This is a genomic window from Tsuneonella sediminis (assembly GCF_051912845.1).
Taxonomy (GTDB): Bacteria; Pseudomonadota; Alphaproteobacteria; order Sphingomonadales; family Sphingomonadaceae; genus Tsuneonella; species Tsuneonella sediminis.
Genome location: NZ_JBNCBU010000001.1, coordinates 353,861 through 379,547 on the forward strand (window position 1 = coordinate 353,861; position 25,687 = coordinate 379,547).

Annotated in this window: 23 protein-coding genes and 1 tRNA gene; 7 read left to right on the plus strand and 17 right to left on the minus strand. The window is 66.3% G+C overall.

The features are described 5' to 3' along the window. Positions 1–2: 2 nt before the first annotated feature. Together ACPV3N_RS01815 and ACPV3N_RS01820 are read right to left on the minus strand one after the other, a co-directional pair. Positions 3–1,619: a DUF6504 family protein gene (locus tag ACPV3N_RS01815; protein ID WP_440117395.1), complete on the minus strand. Its 1,617-nt coding sequence runs from the start codon at positions 1,617–1,619 to the stop codon at positions 3–5. Next, a complete protein-coding gene (locus tag ACPV3N_RS01820) occupies positions 1,504–2,298 on the minus strand; it encodes a hypothetical protein (RefSeq protein ID WP_440113834.1) in 795 nt (264 codons plus the stop codon). Before ACPV3N_RS01820 ends, ACPV3N_RS01815 begins: the two co-directional genes overlap by 116 nt. An 88-nt stretch (positions 2,299–2,386) precedes the next feature. Between ACPV3N_RS01820 and ACPV3N_RS01825 the strand changes: the two genes are divergently transcribed. Beyond that, positions 2,387–2,869, plus strand: a complete 483-nt coding sequence (locus ACPV3N_RS01825) for a pyridoxamine 5'-phosphate oxidase family protein (RefSeq protein WP_440113836.1) — start codon at positions 2,387–2,389, stop codon at positions 2,867–2,869. Positions 2,870–2,933: 64 nt separating this feature from the next. Here ACPV3N_RS01825 and ACPV3N_RS01830 read toward each other — a convergent pair whose 3' ends face one another. After that, the gene (locus tag ACPV3N_RS01830; protein ID WP_440113839.1) at positions 2,934–4,517 is read right to left on the minus strand and encodes an amino acid permease; all 1,584 of its coding nucleotides are present in this window, start codon (positions 4,515–4,517) and stop codon (positions 2,934–2,936) included. Positions 4,518–4,654: 137 nt separating this feature from the next. Here ACPV3N_RS01830 and panB point away from each other — a divergent pair, with 137 nt between their 5' ends. Next, positions 4,655–5,527 (plus strand): 3-methyl-2-oxobutanoate hydroxymethyltransferase, encoded by an 873-nt coding sequence (gene panB / locus ACPV3N_RS01835; RefSeq protein WP_440113842.1) that lies wholly within the window; start codon positions 4,655–4,657, stop codon positions 5,525–5,527. Between the two features lie 17 nt (positions 5,528–5,544). Beyond that, a complete protein-coding gene (locus tag ACPV3N_RS01840) occupies positions 5,545–6,618 on the plus strand; it encodes a DUF475 domain-containing protein (protein ID WP_440113845.1) in 1,074 nt (357 codons plus the stop codon). On the opposite strand, the gene ACPV3N_RS01845 is transcribed toward ACPV3N_RS01840, so the two are convergent. The 5 genes from ACPV3N_RS01845 to ACPV3N_RS01865 all read right to left on the minus strand — a co-directional run bounded on the left by ACPV3N_RS01845 (position 6,569) and on the right by ACPV3N_RS01865 (position 14,003). After that, on the minus strand, positions 6,569–7,579 hold the full coding sequence (locus ACPV3N_RS01845; protein ID WP_440113848.1) for a bile acid:sodium symporter: 1,011 nt from the start codon (positions 7,577–7,579) through the stop codon (positions 6,569–6,571). The genes ACPV3N_RS01840 and ACPV3N_RS01845 overlap by 50 nt on opposite strands. An 11-nt stretch (positions 7,580–7,590) precedes the next feature. Then, a complete protein-coding gene (locus tag ACPV3N_RS01850) occupies positions 7,591–9,033 on the minus strand; it encodes a tetratricopeptide repeat protein (protein ID WP_440113851.1) in 1,443 nt (480 codons plus the stop codon). 115 nt (positions 9,034–9,148) lie between these two features. Continuing rightward, positions 9,149–10,516, minus strand: coding sequence for a PEP-CTERM-box response regulator transcription factor (gene prsR / locus ACPV3N_RS01855; protein ID WP_440113853.1), 1,368 nt, complete (start codon positions 10,514–10,516; stop codon positions 9,149–9,151). Continuing rightward, positions 10,516–12,618, minus strand: coding sequence for an XrtA/PEP-CTERM system histidine kinase PrsK (prsK, locus tag ACPV3N_RS01860; protein WP_440113856.1), 2,103 nt, complete (start codon positions 12,616–12,618; stop codon positions 10,516–10,518). The genes prsR and prsK overlap by 1 nt, the downstream gene beginning before the upstream one ends. Continuing rightward, positions 12,618–14,003, minus strand: coding sequence for a TIGR03013 family XrtA/PEP-CTERM system glycosyltransferase (locus ACPV3N_RS01865; protein WP_440113860.1), 1,386 nt, complete (start codon positions 14,001–14,003; stop codon positions 12,618–12,620). The genes prsK and ACPV3N_RS01865 overlap by 1 nt, the downstream gene beginning before the upstream one ends. A 163-nt stretch (positions 14,004–14,166) precedes the next feature. On the opposite strand from ACPV3N_RS01865, the gene ACPV3N_RS01870 reads away from it, so the two are divergent. Continuing rightward, positions 14,167–15,222 carry a phytase gene (locus tag ACPV3N_RS01870; RefSeq protein ID WP_440113863.1) on the plus strand — a complete coding sequence of 352 codons (1,056 nt, stop codon included), beginning with the start codon at positions 14,167–14,169 and terminating at the stop codon, positions 15,220–15,222. A gap of 48 nt (positions 15,223–15,270) precedes the next feature. Here ACPV3N_RS01870 and ACPV3N_RS01875 read toward each other — a convergent pair whose 3' ends face one another. Then, positions 15,271–15,558 carry a hypothetical protein gene (locus tag ACPV3N_RS01875; protein ID WP_440113866.1) on the minus strand — a complete coding sequence of 96 codons (288 nt, stop codon included), beginning with the start codon at positions 15,556–15,558 and terminating at the stop codon, positions 15,271–15,273. A gap of 88 nt (positions 15,559–15,646) precedes the next feature. After that, entirely contained in the window at positions 15,647–17,017 is a 1,371-nt protein-coding gene (locus tag ACPV3N_RS01880) for a helix-turn-helix domain-containing protein (RefSeq protein WP_440113869.1), read from the minus strand. A gap of 138 nt (positions 17,018–17,155) precedes the next feature. On the opposite strand from ACPV3N_RS01880, the gene ACPV3N_RS01885 reads away from it, so the two are divergent. Both ACPV3N_RS01885 and ACPV3N_RS01890 read left to right on the plus strand, forming a co-directional pair. Beyond that, positions 17,156–18,754 carry an isocitrate lyase gene (locus ACPV3N_RS01885; protein ID WP_440113872.1) on the plus strand — a complete coding sequence of 533 codons (1,599 nt, stop codon included), beginning with the start codon at positions 17,156–17,158 and terminating at the stop codon, positions 18,752–18,754. 11 nt (positions 18,755–18,765) lie between these two features. After that, positions 18,766–18,954 carry a hypothetical protein gene (locus ACPV3N_RS01890; protein WP_440113874.1) on the plus strand — a complete coding sequence of 63 codons (189 nt, stop codon included), beginning with the start codon at positions 18,766–18,768 and terminating at the stop codon, positions 18,952–18,954. Between the two features lie 86 nt (positions 18,955–19,040). On the opposite strand, the gene ACPV3N_RS01895 is transcribed toward ACPV3N_RS01890, so the two are convergent. The 4 genes from ACPV3N_RS01895 to efp all read right to left on the minus strand — a co-directional run bounded on the left by ACPV3N_RS01895 (position 19,041) and on the right by efp (position 22,478). Continuing rightward, entirely contained in the window at positions 19,041–20,840 is a 1,800-nt protein-coding gene (locus ACPV3N_RS01895; protein ID WP_440113877.1) for an SLC13 family permease, read from the minus strand. 87 nt (positions 20,841–20,927) lie between these two features. After that, positions 20,928–21,011 (minus strand) — tRNA-Leu (locus ACPV3N_RS01900). Positions 21,012–21,090: 79 nt separating this feature from the next. Then, positions 21,091–21,909, minus strand: coding sequence for an inositol monophosphatase family protein (locus ACPV3N_RS01905; protein WP_440113880.1), 819 nt, complete (start codon positions 21,907–21,909; stop codon positions 21,091–21,093). 5 nt (positions 21,910–21,914) lie between these two features. Continuing rightward, on the minus strand, positions 21,915–22,478 hold the full coding sequence (gene efp, locus ACPV3N_RS01910) for an elongation factor P (RefSeq protein ID WP_440113883.1): 564 nt from the start codon (positions 22,476–22,478) through the stop codon (positions 21,915–21,917). Positions 22,479–22,616: 138 nt separating this feature from the next. On the opposite strand from efp, the gene ACPV3N_RS01915 reads away from it, so the two are divergent. Next, on the plus strand, positions 22,617–22,991 hold the full coding sequence (locus tag ACPV3N_RS01915; RefSeq protein WP_440113886.1) for a hypothetical protein: 375 nt from the start codon (positions 22,617–22,619) through the stop codon (positions 22,989–22,991). On the opposite strand, the gene ACPV3N_RS01920 is transcribed toward ACPV3N_RS01915, so the two are convergent. The 3 genes from ACPV3N_RS01920 to thiE all read right to left on the minus strand — a co-directional run bounded on the left by ACPV3N_RS01920 (position 22,988) and on the right by thiE (position 25,618). After that, the gene (locus ACPV3N_RS01920; RefSeq protein ID WP_440113889.1) at positions 22,988–23,665 is read right to left on the minus strand and encodes a M23 family metallopeptidase; all 678 of its coding nucleotides are present in this window, start codon (positions 23,663–23,665) and stop codon (positions 22,988–22,990) included. The two genes, ACPV3N_RS01915 and ACPV3N_RS01920, sit on opposite strands and share 4 nt — an antisense overlap. 1 nt (position 23,666) lies before the next feature. Beyond that, complete coding sequence (locus ACPV3N_RS01925; RefSeq protein WP_440113892.1) at positions 23,667–24,899, minus strand: L,D-transpeptidase family protein; 1,233 nt, start codon at positions 24,897–24,899, stop codon at positions 23,667–23,669. 92 nt (positions 24,900–24,991) lie between these two features. Further along, positions 24,992–25,618, minus strand: coding sequence for a thiamine phosphate synthase (thiE, locus tag ACPV3N_RS01930; RefSeq protein WP_440113895.1), 627 nt, complete (start codon positions 25,616–25,618; stop codon positions 24,992–24,994). Positions 25,619–25,687: the final 69 nt, after the last annotated feature.

The following is a 25,687-nucleotide window of genomic DNA, read 5'->3' on the forward strand; positions in this document are numbered from 1 at the left end:
GCTCAGGCACACAGCCCCTGCAGGAACCAGTCGGGCACCCCGCCCCGCCCGTCACCGATCAGGCCCAGGCGGTAGATCCAGTATCGCCGACCCGCGTGGTCCTCGATCCGGTAATAATCGCGCAGGCGCGCCGAGCCCCTCTCCCGCCACCATTCGGGCGAGATGCGTTCCGGCCCCTCGACGCGAACCACCTCGTGCACCTCGCCCCGCCAGCGGAAGCGCTGCGGATAGCCGTCGGGGGTGGCGTAGAGCACCGCGATCTTCTCGGCTTTGTCGAGCAACTTCAGGGGCCGCGCGTGGAACGCGAGTTCGCCCTGGGCCGCGGGCTCCGGCTCGAGCGGGGGCTGCCAGCGCTGCGCGCGTTCGGGAATGTGGCTGGGGTACAGCACCGGGCGCTGCACCGCGCACGGGCCGAGCCGCACGGTCAGCCGGTCGATGCAGGCAGCGAGCGAGGTACCGTGTTCCTCGGCGGCGGCTTCGATATCGGCCTGCGCCAGCGCGAGCGGTTCGGCCCAGCTCGACCGCAGGCGCACGGTCTCGATCCCGAAGCCTGCGTCGACATCGTCGAGGCGGGCGGAAAACAGCCGGACGATATGCGCCGCCTCGCGCGTGGCGGCGGCCATTTCGAGCCGGCGTACCACGACTTCACCGTCGACCCGCCACATCCCCAGTTCGAGCCGGCGTGCCCCCAGTCCCTGGCCCTCGAGCTCGCGCGCCATGTCCGCGGCAAGGTCGGCGACCACCTGGTCGAGCAGGTCCCGGTGACGGATCGGCTCCATCAGCCGGCGCTGCACCAGCGGCATCTGCTGCGGGACGACCGGCAGCAGGGGCTCGGGCACGCGCCCGAGCAGCTGGTCGAGCCGCACGAGCGGATTGGCGCCAGGCGACTTGCGATTGCGGAACCGGCGGTGAAGCGCGTCACGCCCCCTCGTGTCGCCAAACCGCCCGGTGAGATCGCCGATCCGCTTGAGGCCGAGCCGCCGCAACACCGCCAGGACATCGGCGTCGAGCCGCAGCGCGGCGACGGGAAGATCGCAGAGCGCAACCTCGGTATCGCCGTCGACGGGAAGGATCGCGGCGGCCGGACCATAGTGCGACAGCGCCCATGCCGCCCCCGCGGTGGGCGCGATCGCCACCCTGGCCGCAAGGCCGCGGGCCTCGAACCGTGCACCGGCATCGGCAATCAGCCGCTTTTCGCCACCAAACAGGTGCGCGACCGCCGTGACGTCGACAAGCAGACCGTCAGGCGCGTCCATCGCGCTCCACGGGCCCCAGCGCAGCGCCCAGATGGCGAGCTTTTCGAGGAAGTCGTGATCGCCCGCCGGGTCGCTGGAGTGGACCGCAAGCTGCGGACACAGCGCGCGCGCATCGGCCAGCATCATGCCGCTACGCGCACCGGCCCCCAGCCCGGCTGCGTTGGCGGCATCGATCCGCGGACCGTGCGCGGTCTCGGTAATCAGGACTGTGGGCTGGGCGTCGGCGCCCTCACCCGGCGCCAGCCCCTTACCCAGCCGCCAGCGATCGATCGCCAGACGCGAAAGCCAGACCGAGAGGATACGGCGCGGCCGCGCCCCACTGGTCGGTATCGGCGTCGGCGCGACGCTCGGCGACGAGTGCATGCTCGTCATCGCGCAGGGTCCATGTGCCGGGAGGATGCATTCGCGCGCGGAACAACTCGGCCCGCCATGAGGGGATGCCGGGCGCTTCGCCGTTCCAGCGCGGACGCGGTGAGGCCGCGGCGGTCACGTCCCACCGCAGCCGCGCCGAGGACAGGTCGCGTGTCGCGTCGAGCCGGACCAGCCAGAGCGGCACGCCGTGCTTCTCCGCGGTGAGCGTCAGCCTTCGCGAGGCGGTGAAATCGAGCGCCCGCGGATTGCCCGCGATCTCCCCCACCACGGCCGCCACCTCGCGGCATCGCAACCCTTCCTCGAGTGCAAAGAGCGCGTCTTCGGAGCTTTCGCAGGCAACGTGCACTAGACGGTCGCGGAACACGCGCGGCAGGCCTGGACGGTATGGCCGCCCACCCTTGCGCAGCGCATCGCGATCCTGAACCCACAGCAGCACGCGGCGGTCCTCCGTCTCGGCGCCGGCGCCGCGACCCGCCGCGCGCAGCGCGTCGGCCGCGAGCGCCAGCGCGGCCGCCGCGCCGCTGGCCTCGCTCGAGGCGGCGAACACCTCGCTATGGTGCGCCCCTGCCAGCCCCGGCCGCCAGCGCGGGGTGTGGGTGGACAGGCCGGCGAGCCCGGAGGCCGGCAGGAGCGCGTTCGATAACTGGGTCATGGCAGGGAGACGACTCATTCGTTCTCTTTATGTTCCTGTCCGCATCGATTCGCAACGGCGGAACAAACCTGTCCCCAGCCCCGTTCGCCCAGCGAAGGAGACAGTCATGAAATACGACACCGGCAACGCCGACGAGCTGAAACAGAAATTCTGGAGGAGCCTGGCCGATTCCCCATTCGTGTTCGTGTCGCTGCGGTCGGCCGCCGGCGATGCCGTGCCGATGACCGCGCAGCTTGACAAGGATGCGAACAGCGCGATCTGGTTCTTCACCTCGCGCGGCCATCACCTCGCGCAGATGGGACCCGCCACCTGCACGTTCGCAGGCAAGGACCACGACATGTTCGCCCGCTTCGAGGGCACCCTCGTCGAAGAGACAAGTCGCGAGCGGCTCGACAAGCAATGGTCCAATTTCGTCGAGGCGTGGTTCCCGGGCGGCAAGGACGATCCCAACCTCCTGATGCTGCGGATGGACCTGGGCGAAGCCGAAATCTGGAGCGGCGACCAGAGCCTGCTGACTACCGCCAAGATGGCGCTCGGCATGGACGTACGCGACGACATGGAAGGCAAGCACGCCGAAACCTCGCTCTGACATGAAGCGGACAAGCAAAAGGGCCGCCCCCGCGAGGGAGCGGCCCTTTTTTGTGGGTGTCCCCTCAGCGGTGGCTTTCGGGGGTGTCGATCGGGAAGTCGTGCTCCTGACCGCCGATGTCGTCGACGACCTCGACGATCCCGCGGCCAAGGTGGCTGTTGCGCCGGCTATAGGCGAAATAGACCAGCAGGCCGATCACCGTCCAGATCGGCAGCACCAGCATGGCGGCGCTCGGCAGGTTGAGGAACAGGAACAGGCATCCCGCGATCGTCAGCGGCCCGATGACGATCAGGCCCGGAACGCGGAACGTCCGCGGGCGGTCGGGATCGGACCGCCGTAGCAGCATTACCGCCACGGCCACCATGAGGAACGCGTAGAGCGTGCCCGCGTTGGCGATGTCGGCCAGCTGCCCGACCGGGAAGAACGCCGCGGCAATCGCCACGACCACCCCGGTGATCGCGGTAACCACGTAGGGCGTGCGCCACTTGGGGTGAACCTTGGACAGGCCCTCGGGCAGCAGTCCGTCACGGCTCATCACGAAGAAGATGCGGGTCTGCGCGAACAGCAGAACCAGGATCACCGAAGGCAGGGCAAGAATCGCGGCGTAGCCGAGCATGTTGCCGATCGGACCGAAGCCGATCTGCCGCAGGACGTGAGCGAGCGCCTCGTTCGAACACACCAGCGCGTCGGCGTATTGCGGCATCGCGCACTGACGGGCGAGTTCGGCCGATCCGGCCGGGAACGGCACGCCGTTGGGTCCCATGATGGGCTGGCCGCCGATCGTGCCGATCGCGCCGGCCGCGACGAGGATGTAGAACACGGTGCAGAAGAGCAGCGATCCCACGAGGCCGATCGGCACGTTCCGCTGCGGGTTCTTGGTCTCTTCAGCCGCGGTCGAGACCGCATCGAAGCCGACATAGGCGAAGAAGATCGTTGCCGCCGCGCCCACCGCGCCGACGCCGGTTCCCCAGCCGCCGAACACGCCGGCGGGAAGGAAAGGATTGAAGCGCTCCGCATCAAACTCGGCGCTGGTCAGCGTGAGCGCGATGAACGCGGTCAGCGCGGTGACCTTGATGAGCACCAGCACCGCGTTGACCTTGGCGCTTTCGCTCGTGCCGATCATGAGGAGCCAGGTCACCAGCAATGCGATGATCAGCGCCGGCAGGTTGATGAAGCCGCCCGGCGCGCCGCCAAGGGCAAGCGGGCCGGCCGTGAGCCAGGCCGGCAGTGCTATTCCGAAGGTATCGTTCAGGATCGTGCCCGTGAAATACCCCGACCAGCCGACCGAGACCGCGGACGCGGCGATCGCGTACTCGAGTATCAGCGCCCAGCCGACCGTCCAGGCGAGGAATTCGCCCATCGTCGCGTAACTGTAGGTGTAGGCGGAACCCGCGACGGGGATCATTGCGGCGATCTCGGAATAGCAGAGCGCGGCGACGATGCAGACCGCGCCGGCGATCACGAACGCGAGCATCAGGCCGGGGCCGGCCTTTTGCGCACCCGCCGCGGTCAGCACGAAGATACCGGTGCCGATGATGCAGCCGATTCCGAAAAGCATGAGCTGGAACGCACCGAGCGTGCGCTTGAGCGATTTCTTTTCCGCCGTCGCCAGGATGGCGTCTAGCGGCTTTACGCGGTCGAGTAGCATGGACCCGTATTCCCTTTTGTCAGGCGGCCATGGCGGCCTGCCTCCCTCATGGCGCGCGAAGCTAGCGCCCCGCTCTCTCAAGGCAAGCCAAATGTCCGGGCTTTCCCCGCATCGGTGGCGCGGCTAGGAGGTGCGCGATGTCCACCACCTTCCAGCTCGACACCGCCACCAGCCGGGCGCACCCCACCCCGCAGCCGATGCGGCGCCTGACGGTGCCGGCGATCAAGGCACGCAAGACCGACGGCGAGACGGCCGATCCGCTGGTGATGCTTACCGCCTACACCGCCCGGCAGGCCCAGCTGCTCGACCAGCACTGCGACATGCTGCTGGTCGGCGACTCACTCGGGCAGGTCATCTACGGGCTGCCCTCGACGCTGCAGGTAACGCTGGAAATGATGATCGCGCACGGCGCGGCGGTCGTGCGCGGCAGCTATCACAGCCTGGTGATCGTCGACATGCCGTTCGGCTCCTACGAGGCCAGCCCGCAGAAGGCCTTCGAAAGCGCCAGCCGTATCATGGCCGAGACGGGATGCGCCGCGGTCAAGCTGGAGGGCGGCGCGGCGATGGCCGAGACGATAGCGTTTCTCTCCGGCCGCGGCATTCCGGTCATGGCGCACGTGGGCCTGACGCCGCAGGCCGTCAACTCGCTGGGCGGTTACGGCGCGCGCGGGCGCAGCGAGGAGGAGCACGCCAAGATCATGTCCGATGGCCGGGCGGTGCAGGACGCAGGCGCCTTCGCGGTCGTCGCGGAGGGCGTCATCGAGCCGATCGCGATCGAACTGACCGATGCGCTCGCAATCCCCGTCATCGGCATCGGCGCGAGCGCGCAGTGCGACGGCCAGGTGCTCGTGACGGAAGACATGCTCGGCATGTTCGAGCGGGTGCCGCGTTTCGTGAAACGCTATGAGGACATGGCCAGCGTCATCTCCAAGGCGGCCGAAACCTACGCCACAGAGGTTCGCGAGCGGGCGTTCCCGACCGCCGACCAGACCTACCAGCCCAAGAATTAAAGCCGGACAATCCCCACATGAACACGCTCAAGCGGTATTACGGCTTCTCGCTGATCTTCACGCTCGCCTGTCTAGGGCTGGGCGTCTGGTACGGCATATCGAGCACGGGCACGGCAATCGGTACCGCGCAGATGCTGTGGATCATCGTCGTGCTGTCGGTGCTCGAGATCTCGCTCAGCTTCGATAATGCGGTGGTCAACGCATCGGTGCTCAAGGACATGGACCGGGTCTGGCAAAAACGGTTCCTCACCTGGGGCATTGCCTTTGCGGTGTTCGGCATGCGCATCGTCTTTCCGCTTGCGATCGTGGCGATCGCGGCCGGGATAGGCCCGGTCGAGACGATCCGCCTGTCGCTCAATGATCCTGTCGAATACGAAAGGCTGGTGTCGAGCGCGCACATCGGCATTGCCGGGTTCGGCGGCGCGTTCCTCGCCATGGTGGGGCTGAAATTCTTTTTCGACGGCGAGAAGGACGTCCACTGGATCGAGGTTTTCGAGCGTTTCCTCGGCCGGTTCGCTGCGCTGCCCGCCGCCGAGATCGGCCTTTTGCTGCTGGCCATCTGGGGCATTTCGCTGCTTCTTCCCGATGCCGACGCGCTGACCTTCGTCGTGGCCGGAATCCTCGGGATCGTGACCTTCATCGCGGTCGAGGGGGTCAGCACCCTGCTCGAACTTCACGAACAGAAGCAACGCCTTGCCGGAGCCGTCGTGCGCAGCGGGCTCGGCGGTTTCCTTTATCTCAACGTCCTCGACGCGAGCTTCAGTTTCGACGGCGTGATCGGTGCCTTCGCCCTGTCCAACAACATGATAGTGATCGCACTTGGCCTGTCGATCGGCGCGATGTTCGTGCGGTCGATGACGATCCACCTCGTCGAGAAAGGCACCCTCGCGCAATACCGCTATCTCGAGCACGGCGCCTTCTGGGCGATTATCGTGTTGGGAGCGATCATGCTGCTTTCGGCCAGGTGGCACATTCCCGAAACCGTGACCGGCCTCATCGGCGCGGTGCTGATTGGCCTGTCGCTATGGTGGTCGGTCCGGTTCAACCGGTCGAACCCGGAGAATTCTGAGGGCGGTCTGCCAGCCGGGTAGCGAGCGGCGCGCTCACCACAAGCTGCAGCAGGTGGTAGGCGAGCAGGGGCAGGAGGACCATCCCGGCAACCTGCGGCGGGAAGAGCACCGCGGCAAGCGGCGCGCCCATCGCGACGCTCTTGTGCGCGCCGGCGAACAGGAACGCGATCCTCTCGGGCCTGCCGAGTGCGATGGCGCCGCCGAGTGCCCACGACCCCCAAAACGCAAATGCCAGCATCGCGCAGACCGCCGCCAGAAGCAAAGCCCAGTCGCCTGGTCCGACCAGGGTCCAGAGACCTTGTTCGACCGCACCGGAAAAAGCCACGTAGACCGCGATCGCGATCGAGATCCGGTCCATCCAGGTCACCAGGTCCCGGTGTGAGGCCGTCCACGTTTCGAGCCGGGCCTGCAGCAGCTGGCCGATCGCGAACGGGAGAATGAGGATGCCGAAGACCTTGCCCAGTCCCGAAAGGCCCAGGTCCGCCGCCCCTCCCCCGCCCAGCGCGGCGAACAGGGGCGCGCAGACGAAGACGCCGAGGATGTTCGTCAGCGCCGCCGCGACAACCGAGCGGGAGACGTTCCCGCCAGCAAGCGAGGAGTAGGCGGTTGCCGACTGCACGGTCGATGGCAGAACGCCAAGATAGAGGAAGCCGAGCGCCACCAGCGGGGGCAAGGTGCCGCCCAGCGCGATTTCCAGCCCCTTGCCGGCCAGGGCCATTGCTCCGAAACACCAGACCGTCACGGGTAGAAGGAAGCGCCAGTGGCCCAGCCCCTGCAGAACTTCGCGGCGCGGAAGGCGCAGGCCGTTGAGCAGGAAAAGCAGGAAGATCGCGCCGTTCGAAACCCACTGGGCAATCGTTCGCGCCTCACCCGTGGCAGGCATGATGCTGGCCAGGACGATAGCCAGCACGAGAAGACGTACCATCAGGTCGATCTTGGCAAATACGCGCATCACGGCGCCATTGACCGCGAGCAGCCGCATTGTCGAGGCGATCAGCTTGCGCCGAGCCTCTTGAGAAGGGGATCGTTGCGATCGCGCGACCGCGCGTATTCGATCAGATCCCTTGCCCGGCCCGTCTCGCCCAGGTCGAGCATGCGGCGCGCCAGCAGGGCGGCTGCGTCCGCATTTGCAGGCTCGGCGGCAAGTTGGGCCGCTATCGCCTCGGTGGCCTGATCCCGGCGTCCGGACCGGTCGAGCGCGGCGGCCAAGCGCTTGACCAGCGGCCAGTTCCGGCGAATTCCCGCAGACCGCGCATACAGTGCCGCCGCGCCGCGGGCGTCGCCGGCGGCGAATGCGGCGTCGCCTGCAAGGGCTGCGGCATCTGCCGACCCTGCGTTGGCGCGAAGAAAGGCGTTGCTTGCGGCACGCGCCTCGGTCGTGCGTCCCCGCACGAGGAGGCCGCGGACGAGGTCAACGACCGAGACGCCTTCTCCGGCGGTTCGCCGCTCTGCCACCTCGATCGCGGCCCGCGGGGCGATGGGCACGATGCGCAGCGCGCCGCCCGATTGCGCGGCGTCGAGATATGGCGCGGCCTTCTCGCGTTCGCCCAGCGCCTCGTGCGCGCGCCCGACAAGCTCCGCAAGGTAGGGATCGTCCCCTTCAGTCCCGAAGCGGGCAATGAGTTCGCGGTGGTTGCCACCGAGCGCCAGCGCCCTTGCGAGGAGAAGCCGTACCCGGCGATTGTCGGGCTGGCGGCGCGCCAGTGCGTCGAATCCTTGCGCAGCGCTGGCGTAGTTCCCGTTCTCCATGTCCACGATACCAAGGAGGAGCATCGCTGCGGGGACTTGGCGATCGGCATCGCCGCTGCGCTGCAGCAGGCTGCGGGCGACATCGTACTTTCCCCCGCGCGCGGCGAGAACGGCCTGGAGGAACTGCGCGCGCGGGTCGCCAGGTGCAGTCTCCGCGAGACGGCGGACCATGGCGAGCATCTCCGTCGCGCGCGCCAGTTCGCCCAACGTCGCAGCATGCTCGGCAACGATGTCGGGATTTCGCGGCGAGGCGCCGAGCGCCTGTTCCAGCACGGGCAGCGCATGCGCGTTGCCGGCCGATTCGCGCAGCAGCTGCGCGCGAAGCAGCAGCGCGGCGGGGTTCCGGGGTCCCAGGGCGAGTGCACGGTCCGCTGCCTCGGCCGCCTGGGCCTGTTCTCCCCCGCGCCACCGCAATCTTCCGATGTCGACCCACAGCTCCGGATCATCGGCTGTCCCGGCGGCGAGCGCCTTGTCGAACGCCCGCCCCGCAGCCGGAAGATCGCCCTGTCGCATCCGCAGGCGGCCGAGCATATGAAAACCGTGACCCGCCACTTCGGGCGCGAGTTCTCCACTTGCAAGCCATCGCTCGGCCTCGCGAAGGTCGCCCTGCTGCAGTTCGGCTTCCCCGAGCCAGGGCGCGAGTAACGGGGCCGGGGTGCCGCGATCCAACGCGCGGCGCAGTGCCACTTCAGCCGCAATCCCGTCCCCGGCGGCAAGCATGGCTTGCCAGTCGTCCGGCGCAGTCGCTTCAGAAGACGGTCCTCGACAAGCAGCCAGCGTCAACACCAGCGCAAGGACCAGGTTACGTCGAAAGATCATACTGCTTGATGAGATCGTAGAGCGTGGGACGACTGATCCCGAGCAGTTTGGCGGTACTCGAAATATTGCCCTCGCTCCGCGCCAGCGCATGACGGATCATCGCGCGGTCCGATCGCTCGCGCGCGCTCTTGAGGTTGAGCGTCTCGGCACACCCATCGCCCGCATGCGGCGCCAGATCGAGATCTTCGGCGCCGACAAGCTTTCCATCGGTCATGATGACCGCGCGTTTCACGCGGTTTTCCAGCTCGCGCACGTTGCCCGGCCAGCGCCAACCGTCGATCGCCGCGAGCGCATCGGGCGCGAATCCCTTGACCGACGGGTTCATCTCGGCGGCGAACCGCTGAAGAAAGGCCTTGGCGAGCAGGACGGCATCGCCGGGCCGCTCGGCCAGGGTAGGGATCTTCACGACGATTTCCGCCAGGCGATAGAACAGGTCCTCGCGGAACGTGCCCGCGGCGATCATCGCTTCGAGATCCTGGTGCGTCGCACACACGATCCTGGTGTCGACTGCGATGGCGGTCCGCCCGCCGATGCGTTCGATCGTCCGTTCCTGCAGGAAACGGAGCAGCTTGACCTGCAGCGGCAGCGGGATGTCGCCGACCTCGTCGAGAAACAGCGTGCCCCCGTGGGCCTGCTCGATCTTTCCCTCAGTGCTCTTGACCGCACCGGTGAACGCGCCCTTTTCGTGGCCGAACAGTTCGGCTTCGAGCAGCGTTTCCGGGATTGCCGCGCAGTTGAGTGCGACGAATGCTCCGCTGCGCCGGTCGCTCGCGTCGTGCAGCCCGCGCGCGAGGAGCTCCTTGCCCGTGCCGCTCGCGCCGAGCAGCATGACCGACACTCCGGTGCTGGCGACCCGCTCGATCGTGCGCGCGACCTTGGCCATTTCGGGAGCGGCGGTGATCAACGTTCCGAGCACGGTCCTGTCCTCGCCGACGCGGGCCGCGAGCCTGCGGTTTTCCGCCTCGATCTCGTGCAGCGCAAAGGCGCGACGCACGATCAGGCCGAGGGCGTCGATATCGACGGGCTTCTGGTAGAAATCGTATGCCCCGCGCTCGATCGCGCGCAGGGCGCTTTCGCGTGCGCCGTGCCCCGAGGCCACGATCACCTTGGTATCGGGCTTGAGCGCCATGATCGCGTCAAGCACTGCGAATCCTTCGCTGGTGCCATCGGGGTCGGGAGGCAGTCCGAGGTCGAGCGTGACCACTGCCGGTTCGTCGCTGCGCAAGGCGGCGAGGGCGCTGTCGCGATCGGCCGCCATCACGACGTCGAAATCGTCGTAGGCCCATTTGAGCTGTGCCCGCAGGCCCTCGTCGTCCTCGACCACGAGGAGCTTCTTTCTGTTGTCGGCCATTACGCGGCCTCCTCCCGAGCGATTTGCCGGCTGCCGATGCCGGCGGCGGCGGAAAGTGGAAGAACTGCGGCGAAGCGGGTGCCGAGGCCTTCCCGCGATTCGACTTCGAGCCTGCCGCCCATGGCTCGAACAAGCTCCCGCGCCTCGAAGGCGCCGATGCCGAACCCGCCGTCCTTCGACGAAACGAACGGCTTGAAGAGCCTGTCGCGGACGAACTGCGGGCTCATTCCGGTCCCGGAATCGATCACCTCGAGACGGCCCTGGAGCCCGTCGCAAGATACCTCGAGATACACCGGCGTCGCGGGATCGCTCGCCTCGATCGCGTTCTGCACGAGGTGCACCAGCGCCTGCTCTAGCGCGTCGGAGTCGCCGAGTACCATGCATGGATCCGCGCGGGTAACCTCGACCCTGTGCACGCCGGTGTAACGGTCGGCGGCACGATTCGCGATCGCTGCCAGGTCGAACGGTGCCAAGACCGCCGAGCCCGGTGCGCCGTAGCGACCGAGGCGGGTCAGCAGGGCGTTGAGCTTCGCTGCGCTTGTCGTCAGCGTAACCAGCATGTCGGCACGGAATTCCGGGTTGTTCGCGTGGCGCTCTGCGTTGCGGGCAAGCAGCGAGAGCTGACTGGCAAGGTTCTTGATGTCATGCATCACGAACGCGATCCGGCGGTTAAATTCGTCAAATCGCGATGCCTCGACCAGAGCTTCGTGGCCCGCCTGTTCAGCGATGTAACTGGCGAGCTGACGGCCGACGACCTTGAGCAGATCGAAATCTTCCCAGTCGAGCCGCCGAGCGATCGGAGGCCGGGCAAGGATCGCGACCCCCGCGAGCCGGTCGAAATGCACCAGCGGTACGACGGCCCACGCGCTTGTCTCCCCCATGAGCCAGTCCGGCATGCGCATGCTTCCGCCCTCGCCCACGCGAGCCTCGTCGAGTTCGACCACCCTTCCGCTGCGCTCGAGCCAGGCAACGACCTCGGGGTCGAAAGGTGATGCGGGAACTTCGAGTTCGTCCCACTGCCAGGCCCCCGCGAGCGACATGCCGCCTGCGTCTCCGGGCAGCAGCAGAACCGCGCCCTGGCTGTCGGTAATGTCGGCCAGCGCCTGCGCGGCGCGGACCGGCAGCGCGGGAGCTTCGGCACCTGCCCGCCCGATGGTACCGGTGAAACGCAGCCATTCGGCGCGATAATCGTAACGGTGCTGAAACAGGTGCTTGAACGCCTTGACCCGCAGCCATCCCCGGACCCGCTTCGATGGGAGCCAGAGGATTGCGAACGTAGCCGCGGCGAACAGGAAACCGACCTGGGTGAGCCGCGACAGGCCGCCCCCGAACAGGCTCAACGATTCCGCCAGCAGCGTAATCGCGAATAGGTAGCCACCGATGATCAGCAGCGAAAGCGACTGGAAGGCCACCGTCCGGCTCGGCGCGATCCGGAGTTCCGCCGCGCGAGCATTCGCTCCGATCGCGAACAGCACCGCGACCATTCCGGCGACGATCCCGCGCAGTGCAACGAGTTCGTCCGGCAGGCTGCCGCCGATCCACGCGAGGGCGTAGAGATTGAGCTGCCATGCCCACATCCCCGCAAGGGCAGCCGCGGGCCATCGCAGGATCTGGCGCGATACGGCCGATGCGCCGGCGTAGAGGTTGTGGAGGAGCACCAGGGTACCCACTGCCACCAGCGCCCGGAACAGGACCGACACCGAGAAGGCCAGTTCGCCCACCGGTTCCGATCCACCCGAGCGGAGCTCGAGAACGAGAAGCGCGGGCTGAAGACACTCGACGGTCGCAAGCACGAAGATCAGCGGCCGGATCGGTGCGAGGCTGTGATCGCGCCCATCGTTGCCGAACAATCGGTAAAGCACCAGCAGCCAGGCGAGATTGCGCCCGGATTCAAGCAGGGCGGGGAGGCTTGACCCCGGGCCGAACGCGGCGCTGGTGACGCACCACGCCGCGCTCAGGGCGATCGCGACGATGGCCGCGCCGCGCTCGCGCCGCGGATGCGCCGTGCGCCGTGCGAGGACCAGCACCACGACCGCGCAGGTCACCGCGCCGCCAAGGTTAAGGAAAAACCCGAGCACCTGCCAGAACGGATCCGGGTCCATCAGCGCGCCCCCTCGGGCCAGAGCACGACGCGCACCGTCTGCAACAATATCAGGAGGTCGAGGAAAGGAGTGTAGTTCTTCGCGTAATACAGGTCGTATTCGAGCTTGGCGCGGGCATCCTCCACGCTGGCCCCGTAGGGATAGTTGATCTGCGCCCACCCGGTGATGCCCGGCTTCACCATGTGCCGCTCGGCATAGTATGGCAGCTTGTCCTCGAGATCGGTGACGAAGTCGGGAACCTCAGGCCTTGGTCCCACGAAACTCATCCGGCCGGCAAGGACCGTCCACACCTGCGGCAGCTCGTCAATCCGCACCTTGCGGATAAAACGGCCGAGCCGCGTCACCCGAGGATCGTCCTTCTCCGCCCACCGCGCACCGCCGGCCTCGGCGTCTAGCCGCATGGACCGCAGTTTAAGCACGGTGAACGGCTGTCCGTAGAGGCCGATACGGGTCTGGCGGAAGAACGCCGGACCCTTGCTATCGAGCTTCACCAGCAGCGCGAAGAGCGCGATCAGTGGAAAGGTCAACGCGAGCAGCAGGCCGCTCGCGATGACGTCGAACACCCGCTTGGCGGCACCCGACAGCATCCGCCCGCTCGAGAAACCGTCGGAAAAAATCAGCCAGCTCGGATTGAGCGTGTCGAGATCGACCCGGCCCGTCTCACGCTCGAGGAAACTCGAGAAATCATTCACATGGACGCCGTGGGTCTTGATCCGCAGGAGGTCTTTCAACGGAAGGGAATTGCGGCGCTCCTCGAGCGCCAGGACTACCTCGCTCGCCCCGATGTTCTCGACGAAACGACCGAGGTCGTGGATGGCACTTCGCGGGATAGCCTCGTCGAGTTGCGGCGTGCCTTCGTTCATGCCGATGAAGCTGACGACAGCGAAACCGCTTTCCGGGCGTTCGGCCAGCGTTTTGATGCGCTGCGCCCTTTTCCCGGCACCCAGAACCAGTACACGGCGGCGAAACGCGGCCGCGCCGATCACGCTGCCCACCAGCATCCGGTTTGCCATCAGGAACGCGATGGCAAGGGTCATCGCGTAGAGCAGCGTCGAACGCCAGAACGTGTGGCCAGGCAGCATGAAATCGACGAACGACAGCGCGATGATGCCGAGGCTTACAGCCACCAGGAGGCGCGCGCCGGCATATCGCATCGAACGCAGGGCATCCGCGCCATATGTTCCGACCGCGATCATCGCCAGCCACACCGTTCCGGCGAAACCGGCGAGCATGGGGATACGATCGGCGACGGGGCCGGAGTCGATGCCGATCTGCGACGCGCGGAATAGCCAGGCGGCCTCCCCCGCCGCCAGCAGGAGGACGAGGTCGAACAGCCCGAGCAGCATCACCGCATGCGGGATGTAGTGCTTGAAAAGACGGATCATCGTCGTGGTCCGGGCGCGCTCCAGTCAGGGTAAACGAATCCCTAGGCCCGAGAAGTGAAATGTCGGTAAACTTTACACCCGTCCCTGGCGGCAGGACGGGGGCATTGTGCTGGGAAACCATGGGGCAAAGGGGCCGTTGTCCGGGTATCCCGGGAAAACAGTCATGACCATTTCTCGCTCTCTCGCTGCGACAGGCGCCTTGGCCATGCTGGCGGCTACGTCCGGTTCCTTGCCAAACGTGCCCGCGGTCGCCGAAACCCGTCCCGTCACGACCAAACTCGGGGACCGCGCCGACGACCCTGCGATCTGGCGCAATCCCGACGATCCGCAAGCGAGCCTGATCGTGTCGACCGACAAGAAAGCTGGTCTCGCCGTCCACGATCTCACCGGCAGGCTGTTGAATTTCCAGAGATTGGGTGCGCTGAACAACGTCGACATCTTCCCGCGCGTTGTCATCGCGGGCAAGCCAGCGGTCGTCGTCGCCGCTTCCGATCGGGGCGACAGGAAGCGCCCCGTCCTGCGCCTGTTCCGCCTCGACACATCGGTGCCGACGTTCGTTCCGATGGGGGCTATTCACCTCGCCGGCGGCGAAGCCTACGGCCTGTGCCTCTATAGCCGCGAAGACAGCCTCGGTGCCTTCATGGTTTACGAGGAAGGGGTGATCGAGCAGGTGGAACTCGACTTCACGGGCACCAAGCCAACGGGACGATCGGTGCGCCGGTACGACCTCGGTAGCCGGAGCGAGGGCTGCGTTTCCGATCCCCGCACCGGACACCTTTACGTGGCGGAAGACAAGGTCGCGATCTGGCGGTTCGGCACCGATCCAGACAGCTCGATGCGTCCGGTCAAGTTCGCAGCCGTCGACGGTGTTCGACTGCACAAGGACGTCGAAGGGCTGGCGATCCTGCCGCGTGGGCGGGATGCGGGGCTGCTGTTCGCCTCGAGCCAGGGCGATGACAGTTTCTCGGTTTTCCGCCTTCCAGACGGCGCGTTTGTGGGAGGATTCCGGATCGGTGGCGGCACGGTGGATGGCGCGGAGGACACCGACGGAATAGCGCTCGACCACCGACCCTTCGGCAGGTCCTTCCCTGAGGGCATTTTCGTAGCGCAGGATGGAAAGAACCGCGATTACGACGCGGGACGGACGCGGCACGCCCCCCAGAACTTCAAGCTCGTCTCATTGAGGGATATTCTCACTGCACTGGGCGAGCAGGACTGACCCGCCTTCGGCGACAAGGCGGGCCTTCCCAGCGAGGCGAATGCCCTTTTAGTTAGTGTTTAGGTTGTCGGCGGCATCCTGCGCCGCGTCGCCGACCTGCTGGGCTGCGTTGCCGACATCGCTTGCAGCATCTGCGATCGCGTTGTCCTTTGCGACCTCGGATCCGCTCATGTTCGAAAAGATGAAAAAGCCTGCGACCACGGCGATCAGAAGGACGATGGCGATCAGCCAGCCCGATCCACCGCCGCGCCGATCTCCGTCGGTAATGACAGTGTGGGTGGTATGGGTATCGCCTGTTGCCGGGTCGCGAGTTTCAGTGATGCGTTCTTCGGTCATCGGACCTTCTCCCTCATGGAATGCCGCGCAAACGCGGATCGAACGTTTCGGGTTCCTCGATCACTGGTTAACCGACCCGTAACTCTACCTAGAATCGAAACGGCGTCATGCCCTGCTCGATCGTGGAGAACTGCAGCCTGGTCCCGCGCGGAGGCAGCGAGCGTTGCGGGCAGCCGGTGACATGACATTCGGAACACCCCCGGCCGATGAGGGTCGCGTCGTCCGCGCGAAGTGACAGTCCGCGCGCTATCGCCAGTTCGCCGGCCAGGCGGGCTTCGATGCCAATGGCGACCACGAACCGGGCGGTCGTATCGGTTCCCCTGCCCTCGACGCTGCGCGCGATGGTCAGCCAGTGAGCCGGCGCGGCGCCGCTGCCGTCAACGGTCACTGTCTCGACGCAGAACTCGCCCGCTCGCTCGAATGCGCGGTGCGCGCTCCACAGGGGGCAACTTGCGTCGCCATCGAGCCAGGCGGCGCCGCTCGCGCCCGAATACCGCTTCGAGAACTGCCCTGCCCGGTCGAGCCGCACCATGAAAAATGGCAGGCCTCGTTGGCCGACCCGCTGGAGCGTCGTAAGCCGGTGGGCGAGGCTTTCGAACCCCACCCCGAACCGCCGCATGAGGACGGGCAGATCATACGCCGTCGCGTCGCACGCGCGCAGGAAGCGCCCGTACGGCATGACGAGGGCGGCCGCGGCGCACGCGGTTACGTGGCGTTCGAACAAGTGACGCGGAATATCGTCTGCAAACTGCGCCCCGGCGGCAATCGCGCGGATCTCGTCCCGGAATTCGAGCAGTGCGATTTGGGTGGCGAGCTGGAAGGTCCGCGAGGCGGGATCGAGCATTTCGCTCAATTGAAGCTGGCGTGCGTGGAGGTCGAGCCGACGGACCGCATCGGGCAGGACCTCGCGCGGAAGGATCCGGATCGCCAGCTGGTGTCGCTCGCGCAGACGTTCGGCCAGGGCAGCATAGGTATCGCCCCGCGACAGGCGCAGTTCATCCGCCAGCGCCTCGGCCCGGGTATCGAGGTCTGCGAAGTGATTGCGCCAGCGTTCGATCTCGCGCCGGACCGCCTGGGTCGGATCGTCGCGGCGTCCGGCCGGACCGGCGTCATCGTACAAACGGGCGAAGGCCGCCGCTGCCTGCGGCGCCGCCGACAGAAACTCGTGCAGTTCGTCCCGATCGATGCCCAGGTCGGCAAAACGCTCGTCCGCCATCCGACGGGCCAGCCCGTCGATGCCGCCGATGGCCTCGTCTTCGCGCAGGGCCCGGGGGTCGTAATCGAACGCGTCGACGATCCGTATGACCACGTTGGCCGACAGTGCTCGCTGGTTCCGCTCGATCAGGTTGAGGTAGGAAGCCGAAATCCCGAGGCGGGCGGCCATGGCAGATTGCGTGAGGCCTTCGCGCTTGCGGAGGCGTCGAAGCGCCGGGCCTGCAAACATCGCGCTATCTGCCACGTGTAAATTCCTTCACAAAATTACACACTCAATAGCCTCATATGGCTTCATATGACATCAAATTCTGTAAATTTGGGGTGCCCCCTCGATCACCGCGGTTCATAACGTCGTCACTTCCTCAGATGGGACACGTTTCGCATGACCTACCAGACTACCATTTCCGAATTCCGGCGCACGATCGAGGGCGCGGGCGAAGGCTGGAACGCGATCGACGCAGAGAGCGCCGCCCGAATGAAACTGCAGAACCGCTTTCCTACCGGCCTCGACATCGCGCGATACACCGCGAAGATCATGCGCGAGGACATGGCCGCCTATGATGCCGACCCGGCCGAGTATACGCAGTCGCTCGGCTGCTGGCATGGTTTCATCGGCCAGCAGAAGCTGATCGCGATCAAGAAGCACTTCGGCACCACGAAACGCCGGTACCTTTACCTGTCCGGCTGGATGATTGCCGCCTTGCGCAGCGATTTCGGGCCCCTGCCCGACCAGTCTATGCATGAGAAGACGTCGGTCCCGGCGCTGATCGAGGAACTCTACACCTTCCTCCGCCAGGCCGATGCCCGTGAATTGGGAGGCCTGTTCCGCGAACTCGACAAGGCGCGCGACAAGGGAGACGAGGTCGAAGCCAAGCGCCTTCAGACCGCGATCGACAACTTCGAAACCCACATCGTTCCGATCATCGCCGACATCGACGCCGGCTTCGGAAATCCCGAGGCCACCTACCTGCTCGCCAGAAAGATGATCGAGGCGGGCGCCTGCGCGATCCAGATCGAGAACCAGGTGTCCGACGAGAAGCAGTGCGGCCACCAGGACGGCAAAGTCACCGTCCCGCACGAAGATTTCCTGCAGAAGATCCGCGCGATCCGTTACGCGTTTCTCGAACTCGGCGTCGAGGACGGGGTGATTGTCGCTCGAACCGACTCGCTCGGCGCGGGCCTCACCAAGCAGATCGCTTTCAGCAAGGAGCCGGGCGACCTCGGCGACCAATACAACGCCTTTCTCGATTGCGATGAAGTCGAGGCCTCGAATCTGGGCAACGGCGAGGTACTTATCAGCCGGGAAGGCAAGCTGCTGCGGCCCAAGCGGCTGCCCAGCAACCTCTACCAGTTCCGCCCGGGAACCGGCGAGGACCGCTGCGTGCTCGATTGCATCACGTCGCTGCAAAACGGCGCCGACCTGCTGTGGATCGAGACCGAAAAGCCGCATATCGGCCAGATCGGCGGAATGCTCCGTCGCATCCGCGAGGTGATCCCCAACGCGAAGCTAGTGTACAACAATTCGCCGAGCTTCAACTGGACGCTGAACTTCCGCCAACAGGTGTACGATGCCTGGAAAGCGGCAGGCACGGACGTGAGCGGCTATGACCGCGACCGGCTGATGAGCGTGGACTACGACGGCACCGAGCTTGCCGCCGAGGCCGACGAACGCATCCGGACCTTCCAGGCCGACGCCGCGCGCGAGGCGGGCATTTTCCACCACCTGATCACGCTGCCCACCTATCACACCGCGGCGCTCAGCACCGACAACCTCGCCCGCGAGTATTTCGGCGAGCAGGGCATGCTAGGGTACGTCAAGAACGTGCAGCGCGAGGAGATCCGCCAGGGCATCGCCTGCGTGAAGCACCAGAACATGGCCGGCAGCGATATAGGCGACGACCACAAGGAATATTTCGCGGGCGAGGCCGCCCTCAAGGCCGGGGGCGAACACAACACGATGAACCAGTTCGCCGCCGCGTAAGGAGAGAGAGGATGACGACGATGACCGAGGAACGCCCGCCCGAAACGAACGCCGGCCCCGGCCGCGCCCGCGCGCTGCTGTCGACCGCCGATTTCCGGCTGCTGCGGACAGCGCTGACTGCCTACGCAAGGACGGTCGACGATCGCGACGAGCTGGCACGGATCAACGCGCTGCACCACCGGCTCGGAACATACACCTGAGCTGACCAGCTCCTGGGGAGGAGCGACGGCCGTCGGGGGACCCCCTTTCCCCGGCGGCCGTCAACGCATCGGCACCAGGCTGATCGTCACATGTTGTAGGTAATGACGAGCAGGATCGAGAGCGTGGTCGTCATCAGCAGGACCAGCGGAACACCGGTCCGGATGTAATCCCTGAACTCGTATCCGCCCTCGCCCATGATCAGCATGTTGGTCTGGTAGGCTATCGGCGTCGCGTAACAAAGATTGCAACCGAACAGCACGGCGAGGATCAGCGGTTCGGCCGGGAGGCCGAGCTGCTGTGCGATGTTGAACGCGATGGGGGTGCCTACCGTCGCCGCGGTCGCGTTGCTGGCGAAATTGGTCAGCAAGGTAACGAACAGCATGATGGCGGCCAGGACGGCAGCCGGACTTAGGAACTGCAGGCCCATCGCAAGCGCCTGGCCGAGCCAGGCGGCCGCCCCGGTATCGCCGATCAGGCGCCCGATGGCGATCGACGCTGCAACCAGCACGATCACCTTGGCAGACAGCGCGCGCCCCACCCGGTCGAACTTCACGCAGCCCGTCACGAACATGACGATCGCACCGGCCAGGGCCGAGATCGCGATCGGCAGAAAACCGATCGAAGCCAGCCCGACCGACCCGACCATGATCGCCGCCGCAAGCACTGCCTTCGATCGCCGGGGCAATTCGCGCTTTCCCTCGAGCACCAGCAGGCTGTCGGCGCGCGCGAACGATTCGAGGTTTTCCGAAAGACCCATTACCAGCAGGACATCGCCCTCCGCGATGCGCAGGTCGCCCCCTTCGCTGTAATGGTCGCGCTCGCCCAGAAGGGTCTTGGGGCGGTGAATGCCGAGCACTGCCACGCCATAGAGGTCGGCGATGCCCGAGCTGGGGAGCGTGCGCTCGATGAGCCGCGAATCCGCGGTCACGGTCATCTCCACGACCGCGATGTCCTCGCCCGTCTCGGACGACTTGCGGCGGATCCGGTCGATCACCCACGCGGGTGCGACCTCACCCTTCAGCATCCTCATGGCGTCTTCGAGCGCACCGTGAGTGCCGCTGATCGTCAGCCGCTGCTGGACCTGCAAGGGTTCCGAGGGCTGATCGTGGAACTCGATCTCTGCCGGCAGCCTCGGCAGGACGGTGCTGAGATCCTGCCCGGTCAACGCGCTGTCCTCACCGATCCGCAGCCGCGCCACGAAGCGCCGCTCGGCATGGGCCGCTTCGGTCCTGTTGTCCTTGAGCAGCCGCGGCATCACCAGCCACAGGTAAGGCAGGGCGACGAGCGCCGCGGTGAGCACGATAGGCGTGAAATGGAACACGCCCATCTGCGGCATGCCCAGGTCCCGCGCGATCGACACGACGAGAACATTGGTCGACGTTCCGATCGTCGTCGCCATCCCGCCGATGAGAACCGCCGCGTTGAGGGGTATAAGTGTCTTGGAGGCCGCCATCCCGCCGCGCATCGACAGACTCACGAAAATTGGGATGAGCAGCACGAGCACGGGCGTGTCGTTGACGCCCATCGAGAGGAAGAAGGCCATCGACAACGACACCAGAAGGCCGATGGTCTGATTGAACTTGAAGACCCGCTCGAGCACCCGAGCGAACGGTTCGAGCGCACCCGTGACGACAAGCCCCCGGCCCATGATCATCAGCGCGCAGATCGTGATCAGCGCGTAGTGCCCGAATCCCGAAAACGCGAGCGCAAGACCATCGGTCGGCTGGGTATGCGGCATCGGGAAGAAATACAGGCCGACGGCGATGACCGCGATCGTCAGGAGCGAAACGATCTCGGTGCTGAGCCGGCCGCGGGCAAAGCCGATGAACATCGCGACCGTCACGGCCATCGCGCCGATCGCATGATAACTGGGAGCGTCGATCATGTGGCGCGGGTGAATCCCAGAGGGCGCGCGGGATTACAAGCGATTATCGCCAACACGGGCCGGGTCCGCAGGATATCGCCCGATGCATGGTGCCCCTGGCCCGACTCGAACGGGCACGTCCGAAGACAAACGATTTTGAGTCGTTCGCGTCTACCATTCCGCCACAGGGGCCCCGCAGCGCCGCGTGCCTTAGCGGCACCTTGCGCGGTCGGCTATAGCCTGATTGCAACTCGCAGGCTGAAGCCCCGAGCTATTTGAGGGCGGTCGCCAGAGCCTTGTGCAGCTTGGAGTGCAACCCGTCGTTCGCGGCGAGAACCTGGCGGTCGCAGACCGGCTGGGACCGCCCGCGGTAGTCGGTCACGAAACCGCCGGCCTCGCGCACGAGAAGGCAGCCCGCGGCCGTGTCCCACGGGGCAAGGTCGCTTTCCCAGAACCCGTCGAACCTGCCCGCGGCAACCCAGGCGAGATCGAGCGAGGCCGCGCCGAACCGGCGGATTCCGGCCACCTGCGGCCCGATCGCCGCCAGGACCCTGGTCCACTCGGCGAAATCACCGTGGCCCCCATAGGGTATTCCGGTCGCGATCAACGCGTCCGACAACCGCCCCCGGCTCGATACCCGCAGGCGCCCGTCGTGCAGCCATGCGCCGCGGCTCTTTTCGGCCCAGAAGGTTTCATCGGTAATCGGCTGGTATACGACAGCCGCGGTTACCTCGCCCCATCCCTTGCCGTCCAGGGTCGGCTCCTGCACCGCGATCGAAATCGCGAAATGCGGGATGCCGTGGAGAAAGTTGCTGGTGCCGTCGAGCGGGTCGACGATGAAACGGGGCTGCCCCTCTTCGCCGGGGATCTCGCCGCCCTCTTCCATCAGGAAGCCCCAGCCCGGACGCGCCGCCTTGAGCTCGTCCCAGATGGTGCGCTCGGCGATTCGATCGGCCTTCGAGACGAAGTCCGACGGACCCTTGCGGCTGACCTGGAGGTGCTCGACCTCGCCGAAATCGCGCCTGAGCTTGCCGCCCGCCTTGCGCGCGGCCTTTTCCATCACCCGGATGAGGCCCGAGATTGCCGCCATTGCGCCTATCCCGCCTTGCCGACGTAGGCCTGTTCGTAAACGTCGACCACGATCCGGGTGCCGCTTTCGATGTGCGGCGGGACCATGATGCGTACGCCGTTGTCGAGCATGGCCGGCTTGTAGCTGGACGACGCGGTCTGCCCCTTCACCACCGCATCGGCCTCGACGATCGTGGCTTCCACCTGCTGGGGAAGTTCGACGGAGATGGGCTTTTCGTCCCACAGTTCGAGCATGACCTCCATGCCGTCCTGAAGGAACGGGCGCGCGTCACCGAGCAGGTCCGAAGGGAGGGTGATCTGCTCGTAGGTGTCCTTGTCCATGAACACCAGCATGTCGCCGTCCTCGTAGAGGAACTGGTAGTCCTTGGTGTCGAGCCGCACCTTCTCGACCGTGTCGGCGCTGCGGAAGCGGACATTGGTCTTGCGGCCGTCCTGCAGGTTCTTCATCTCGACCTGCATGTAGGCACCGCCCTTGCCCGGCTGGGTGTGCTGGATCTTGGCGACCTTCCAGATGCCGCCCTCGTATTCGAGGATGTTGCCGGGACGGATGTCCACGCCGGAAATCTTCATGGGTGGGTGCTTTCGTTGCGGATGGTTCACGCGCTGCCGCAAGGGCAGGCGCACTGCGCGGCGCGCCTTAGCCGCTCGCCCGCGTCGCGGCAAGCTGGACGGTAGCGGGCGCGGGGGCTGTTTGCTAGGCAGGCGGGAATGGCCCTGCGATACCTTCTTTCACCCATCCTCGTCCTGTGCCTTGGCATCGCGGGACAGGCTGCGCACGCGCAGGGTCGGCTCGGGACTCTCGAGCCCGGTCGCTACCTCTGCGAGTTGCCGGGCGATGCCGCGGGACCGGCTTCGATCCCGATCGAGGGCGCGTGGTTCGATATCGTCAACGCGTCGAGTTATGCCGGTGCCGAGGGCCGGGGAACCTACCTGCTGACCGGAAAGTCGGTTGTTTTTACCCGCGGGCCGATGGAAGGAATGAAGTTCGTCCGGACGGGTGCGCGCACGCTGAAGTCGGAAGGCCTTTCGGGCGAGCTTGCCAACATGCGCTGCGTGCGAAGCGGACGCGGCGCGGCTGACTAGCGCGCGGACCTTGCCAGAAGCGGATAGGGGTTGATCGCGGTCGCAGGCTCCCACCACTTGGCCTCCGGCGTGGTCCGCATGATCGCGAAATGAAGGTGAGGCGCGTTGGCGCTCGCATTCCCGGTCGATCCCACGCTGCCCAGTCTCTGGCCACGGCGGATCTTCTGCCCCTCCTTCAAGCCCGTCGCGTAATCCTTGAGATGGGCGTAATAATAGATCGCGCGGCCATCGACGGAGCGGACGTAGATCGTCTTGCCGCCGGCATCGGAGAGGAACAGCCGTTCCACAGTGCCGGGCGCGCTGGCAACCACGGTGGTTCCTTCGGGCGCCATGATGTCGAGCGCGGAATGCAGCCGTTCGCCCCCACCCCGCTCGTCGGTAAACGTGTCCGTCAATTCGCCCGGACGTACGCCAAGTACGGGGATCATAAGCGAATTGGAATTTCCCGACGGCGGCATCGTCGTCTCGCTGGTATCGAGCGAGGGCGCCGCCATGGTGCCGTCGCTCGCGACGGGACGGGGGCTCGGGGCGGCCTCGGCCGGATGGGTTCGATCGACCTGTCCCACGCCGCGTGCCCGTTCCATCAAGGTGCCGCCAAACACGATCCAGAACGCGCTCGTGAGCGTCACGGTGACGATAATCGTCAGGACACGGTCGAGAAGCCGCAGTCCCATCTTAGGCCACGAACTCGACCTTGGTGCCGGGCTTGACCATCTGCGCGAGCCGGGCCGCGTCCCAGTTGGTCAGGCGGACGCAACCATGGCTCTGCGCACGGCCGATCGTCTGGGGTTCGGGCGTGCCGTGGATGCCGTAATGCTCCTTGCTCAGATCGATCCAGACGACGCCGACAGGCCCGTTGGGTCCCGGGGGAAGCGTCTGCTTTTCGTCACTGTCGGGGACGTCCCAGAACAGCTCGGGATTGTAGGCGAAAGGCGGGTTGCGCGCGACCCCGTTCACCTTCCAGTCGCCAAGCGGCAGTGGGTCGTGCCTGGAACCGGTCGTGACCGTGAAGACGGTCACGAGCTTTCCTGCCCCGTCGTATCCCTTGAGCGTGCCACCGCTCTTGCTGACGACCACCCGGGTGACCTGGGGTTGCTCGGTGCCGATGCCGAGGCTCTGGAGCGTCTGCTGCCAGTCGGGATCGTCGACCGCGCCTGGCGCGATGCGGTCCGCGCCGATGTTGGGCACCCTGACGAGCTGCCCGGCTTGGAATGTGGACGGCAGGGGCGACAGGTCGGGATCGCCGGTTCCGCTCGCCGTGGGTGTCGGCGATGGAGAGGACGAGCCGCTCGCCCGGGGCGTGGCCACGGGGCTTTGCATTGCCGCCGTCTCCATGCCAGCAGGTCGGCCGCCCGGGTTGAGCATCTTGAGCGTATCGACAGTCGTGTGAAACCGCTCGGCGAGCTTTTCATCGAGGCTCTGGTAGCCGAGGCGGTCGAGCTTCGCCTGGTCGGCCGCGTCTTCCGGGGTCCGGGCATAGTCCAGCGTGCCCCATTCCTCGGGAATGCGGACCACGCGCGTAGCGGGTATCGTTCGCCACCGCTCGAGCCGGGCGCGCGTCGGTTCGTCGATCTCGCCGGTTACCGTCAGGCCATTGGCCTCCTGGAAGCCCTCAATGGCATTTTCGGTCGAAAGGCCCGCCTTGCCGTCGATGACGCCTGGGCCGAAGCCGAGCCGATCGAGGACAACCTGCGCCTGCATGACCGGCCGGTTTTCGGAGTCAGGGATATTCGGCACGTCCGCCGTAGTGTCACCGCCGTCTCGCGAGGCCATGCTATCGGCAAGGTTCTCCGTCGTCCGGTTGACCGACCGGTCCGCCGCGGCGGAATCCTCGCTGTCGCGGTCCGTGCCGTTAAGGCCGCAGGCGCTTAGCCCGAACAGACAGACGGCGGCTAAGATCTTGTGCAATGCTGGTCCCCTTGCCGGGACGCGACCCGTCCCTCGCCTAGGCAACGGGCGAACCTGAAAAAATATCCGCCGCGTGCCACACCCCCGGGTTCTCAGCCGTCTGCCGCCTGCACGATTGCCTTGTGGAACGCCGCGACGTTCGCGGCCGGTTCGCCCTCCCATACCGCGGCCGAAACCGCGAGAAAATCGGCGCCCGCACGGACCAGTGGTGCGCAGTTGTGCGGCGTGATTCCGCCGATCGCGACGCATGGGATCTCGAACAGTTCCTGCCACCAGGCCAGGAGATCGGGCTCGGGCCGGTGCTCGCTCGCCTTGGTCGTGCTGGGGAAGAATGCACCGAACGCGACGTAGTCCGCGCCCGCCTCGCCCGCTTCCATCGCGAGGTGGCGGCTTGCATGGCAGGTGACCCCGATCTGCGCCTCCCGGCCCAGGATTTCGCGGGCCTCGCGCACGTCGCCGTCGCCCTGGCCGAGATGGACGCCGTCGGCTCCCAGGCGCCTTGCAAGCGGGACACTGTCGTTGACGATGAAGGCGCAATCGTGTGCGGCGCAGATTTCCTGCAGCGGCCGGGCAAGGCGGGCCGCTTCGTGCTGGTCGACGCCCTTCACCCGAAACTGGAACGCGGCGACATCGCCGCCATCGAGGGCGGCCTTGAGGCTGTCGGCAAAGGGACCGTCCACTTCGGGCGGCGAAATCAGGTAAAGCTGGCTGATGGTCATCGCTTCGCGTCGTAGGCGCGTATGACCGGTTCGTCGATACGGCGGCAATTCAGGTGCATGAAAGCAAAT

Excerpts from the sequence above, each read along its gene's own strand:
- ACPV3N_RS01815 (WP_440117395.1), bottom strand. The coding sequence starts at position 1,619 with ATGCACTCGTCGCCGAGCGTCGCGCCGACGCCGATACCGACCAGTGGG.
- ACPV3N_RS01820 (WP_440113834.1), bottom strand. The coding sequence starts at position 2,298 with ATGAGTCGTCTCCCTGCCATGACCCAGTTATCGAACGCGCTCCTGCCG.
- ACPV3N_RS01825 (WP_440113836.1), top strand. The coding sequence starts at position 2,387 with ATGAAATACGACACCGGCAACGCCGACGAGCTGAAACAGAAATTCTGG.
- ACPV3N_RS01830 (WP_440113839.1), bottom strand. The coding sequence starts at position 4,517 with ATGCTACTCGACCGCGTAAAGCCGCTAGACGCCATCCTGGCGACGGCG.
- panB (WP_440113842.1), top strand. The coding sequence starts at position 4,655 with ATGTCCACCACCTTCCAGCTCGACACCGCCACCAGCCGGGCGCACCCC.
- ACPV3N_RS01840 (WP_440113845.1), top strand. The coding sequence starts at position 5,545 with ATGAACACGCTCAAGCGGTATTACGGCTTCTCGCTGATCTTCACGCTC.
- ACPV3N_RS01845 (WP_440113848.1), bottom strand. The coding sequence starts at position 7,579 with ATGCGGCTGCTCGCGGTCAATGGCGCCGTGATGCGCGTATTTGCCAAG.
- prsR (WP_440113853.1), bottom strand. The coding sequence starts at position 10,516 with ATGGCCGACAACAGAAAGAAGCTCCTCGTGGTCGAGGACGACGAGGGC.
- prsK (WP_440113856.1), bottom strand. The coding sequence starts at position 12,618 with ATGGACCCGGATCCGTTCTGGCAGGTGCTCGGGTTTTTCCTTAACCTT.
- ACPV3N_RS01865 (WP_440113860.1), bottom strand. The coding sequence starts at position 14,003 with ATGATCCGTCTTTTCAAGCACTACATCCCGCATGCGGTGATGCTGCTC.
- ACPV3N_RS01870 (WP_440113863.1), top strand. The coding sequence starts at position 14,167 with ATGACCATTTCTCGCTCTCTCGCTGCGACAGGCGCCTTGGCCATGCTG.
- ACPV3N_RS01875 (WP_440113866.1), bottom strand. The coding sequence starts at position 15,558 with ATGACCGAAGAACGCATCACTGAAACTCGCGACCCGGCAACAGGCGAT.
- ACPV3N_RS01885 (WP_440113872.1), top strand. The coding sequence starts at position 17,156 with ATGACCTACCAGACTACCATTTCCGAATTCCGGCGCACGATCGAGGGC.
- ACPV3N_RS01890 (WP_440113874.1), top strand. The coding sequence starts at position 18,766 with ATGACGACGATGACCGAGGAACGCCCGCCCGAAACGAACGCCGGCCCC.
- ACPV3N_RS01895 (WP_440113877.1), bottom strand. The coding sequence starts at position 20,840 with ATGATCGACGCTCCCAGTTATCATGCGATCGGCGCGATGGCCGTGACG.
- ACPV3N_RS01905 (WP_440113880.1), bottom strand. The coding sequence starts at position 21,909 with ATGGCGGCAATCTCGGGCCTCATCCGGGTGATGGAAAAGGCCGCGCGC.
- efp (WP_440113883.1), bottom strand. The coding sequence starts at position 22,478 with ATGAAGATTTCCGGCGTGGACATCCGTCCCGGCAACATCCTCGAATAC.
- ACPV3N_RS01915 (WP_440113886.1), top strand. The coding sequence starts at position 22,617 with ATGGCCCTGCGATACCTTCTTTCACCCATCCTCGTCCTGTGCCTTGGC.
- ACPV3N_RS01920 (WP_440113889.1), bottom strand. The coding sequence starts at position 23,665 with ATGGGACTGCGGCTTCTCGACCGTGTCCTGACGATTATCGTCACCGTG.
- thiE (WP_440113895.1), bottom strand. The coding sequence starts at position 25,618 with ATGACCATCAGCCAGCTTTACCTGATTTCGCCGCCCGAAGTGGACGGT.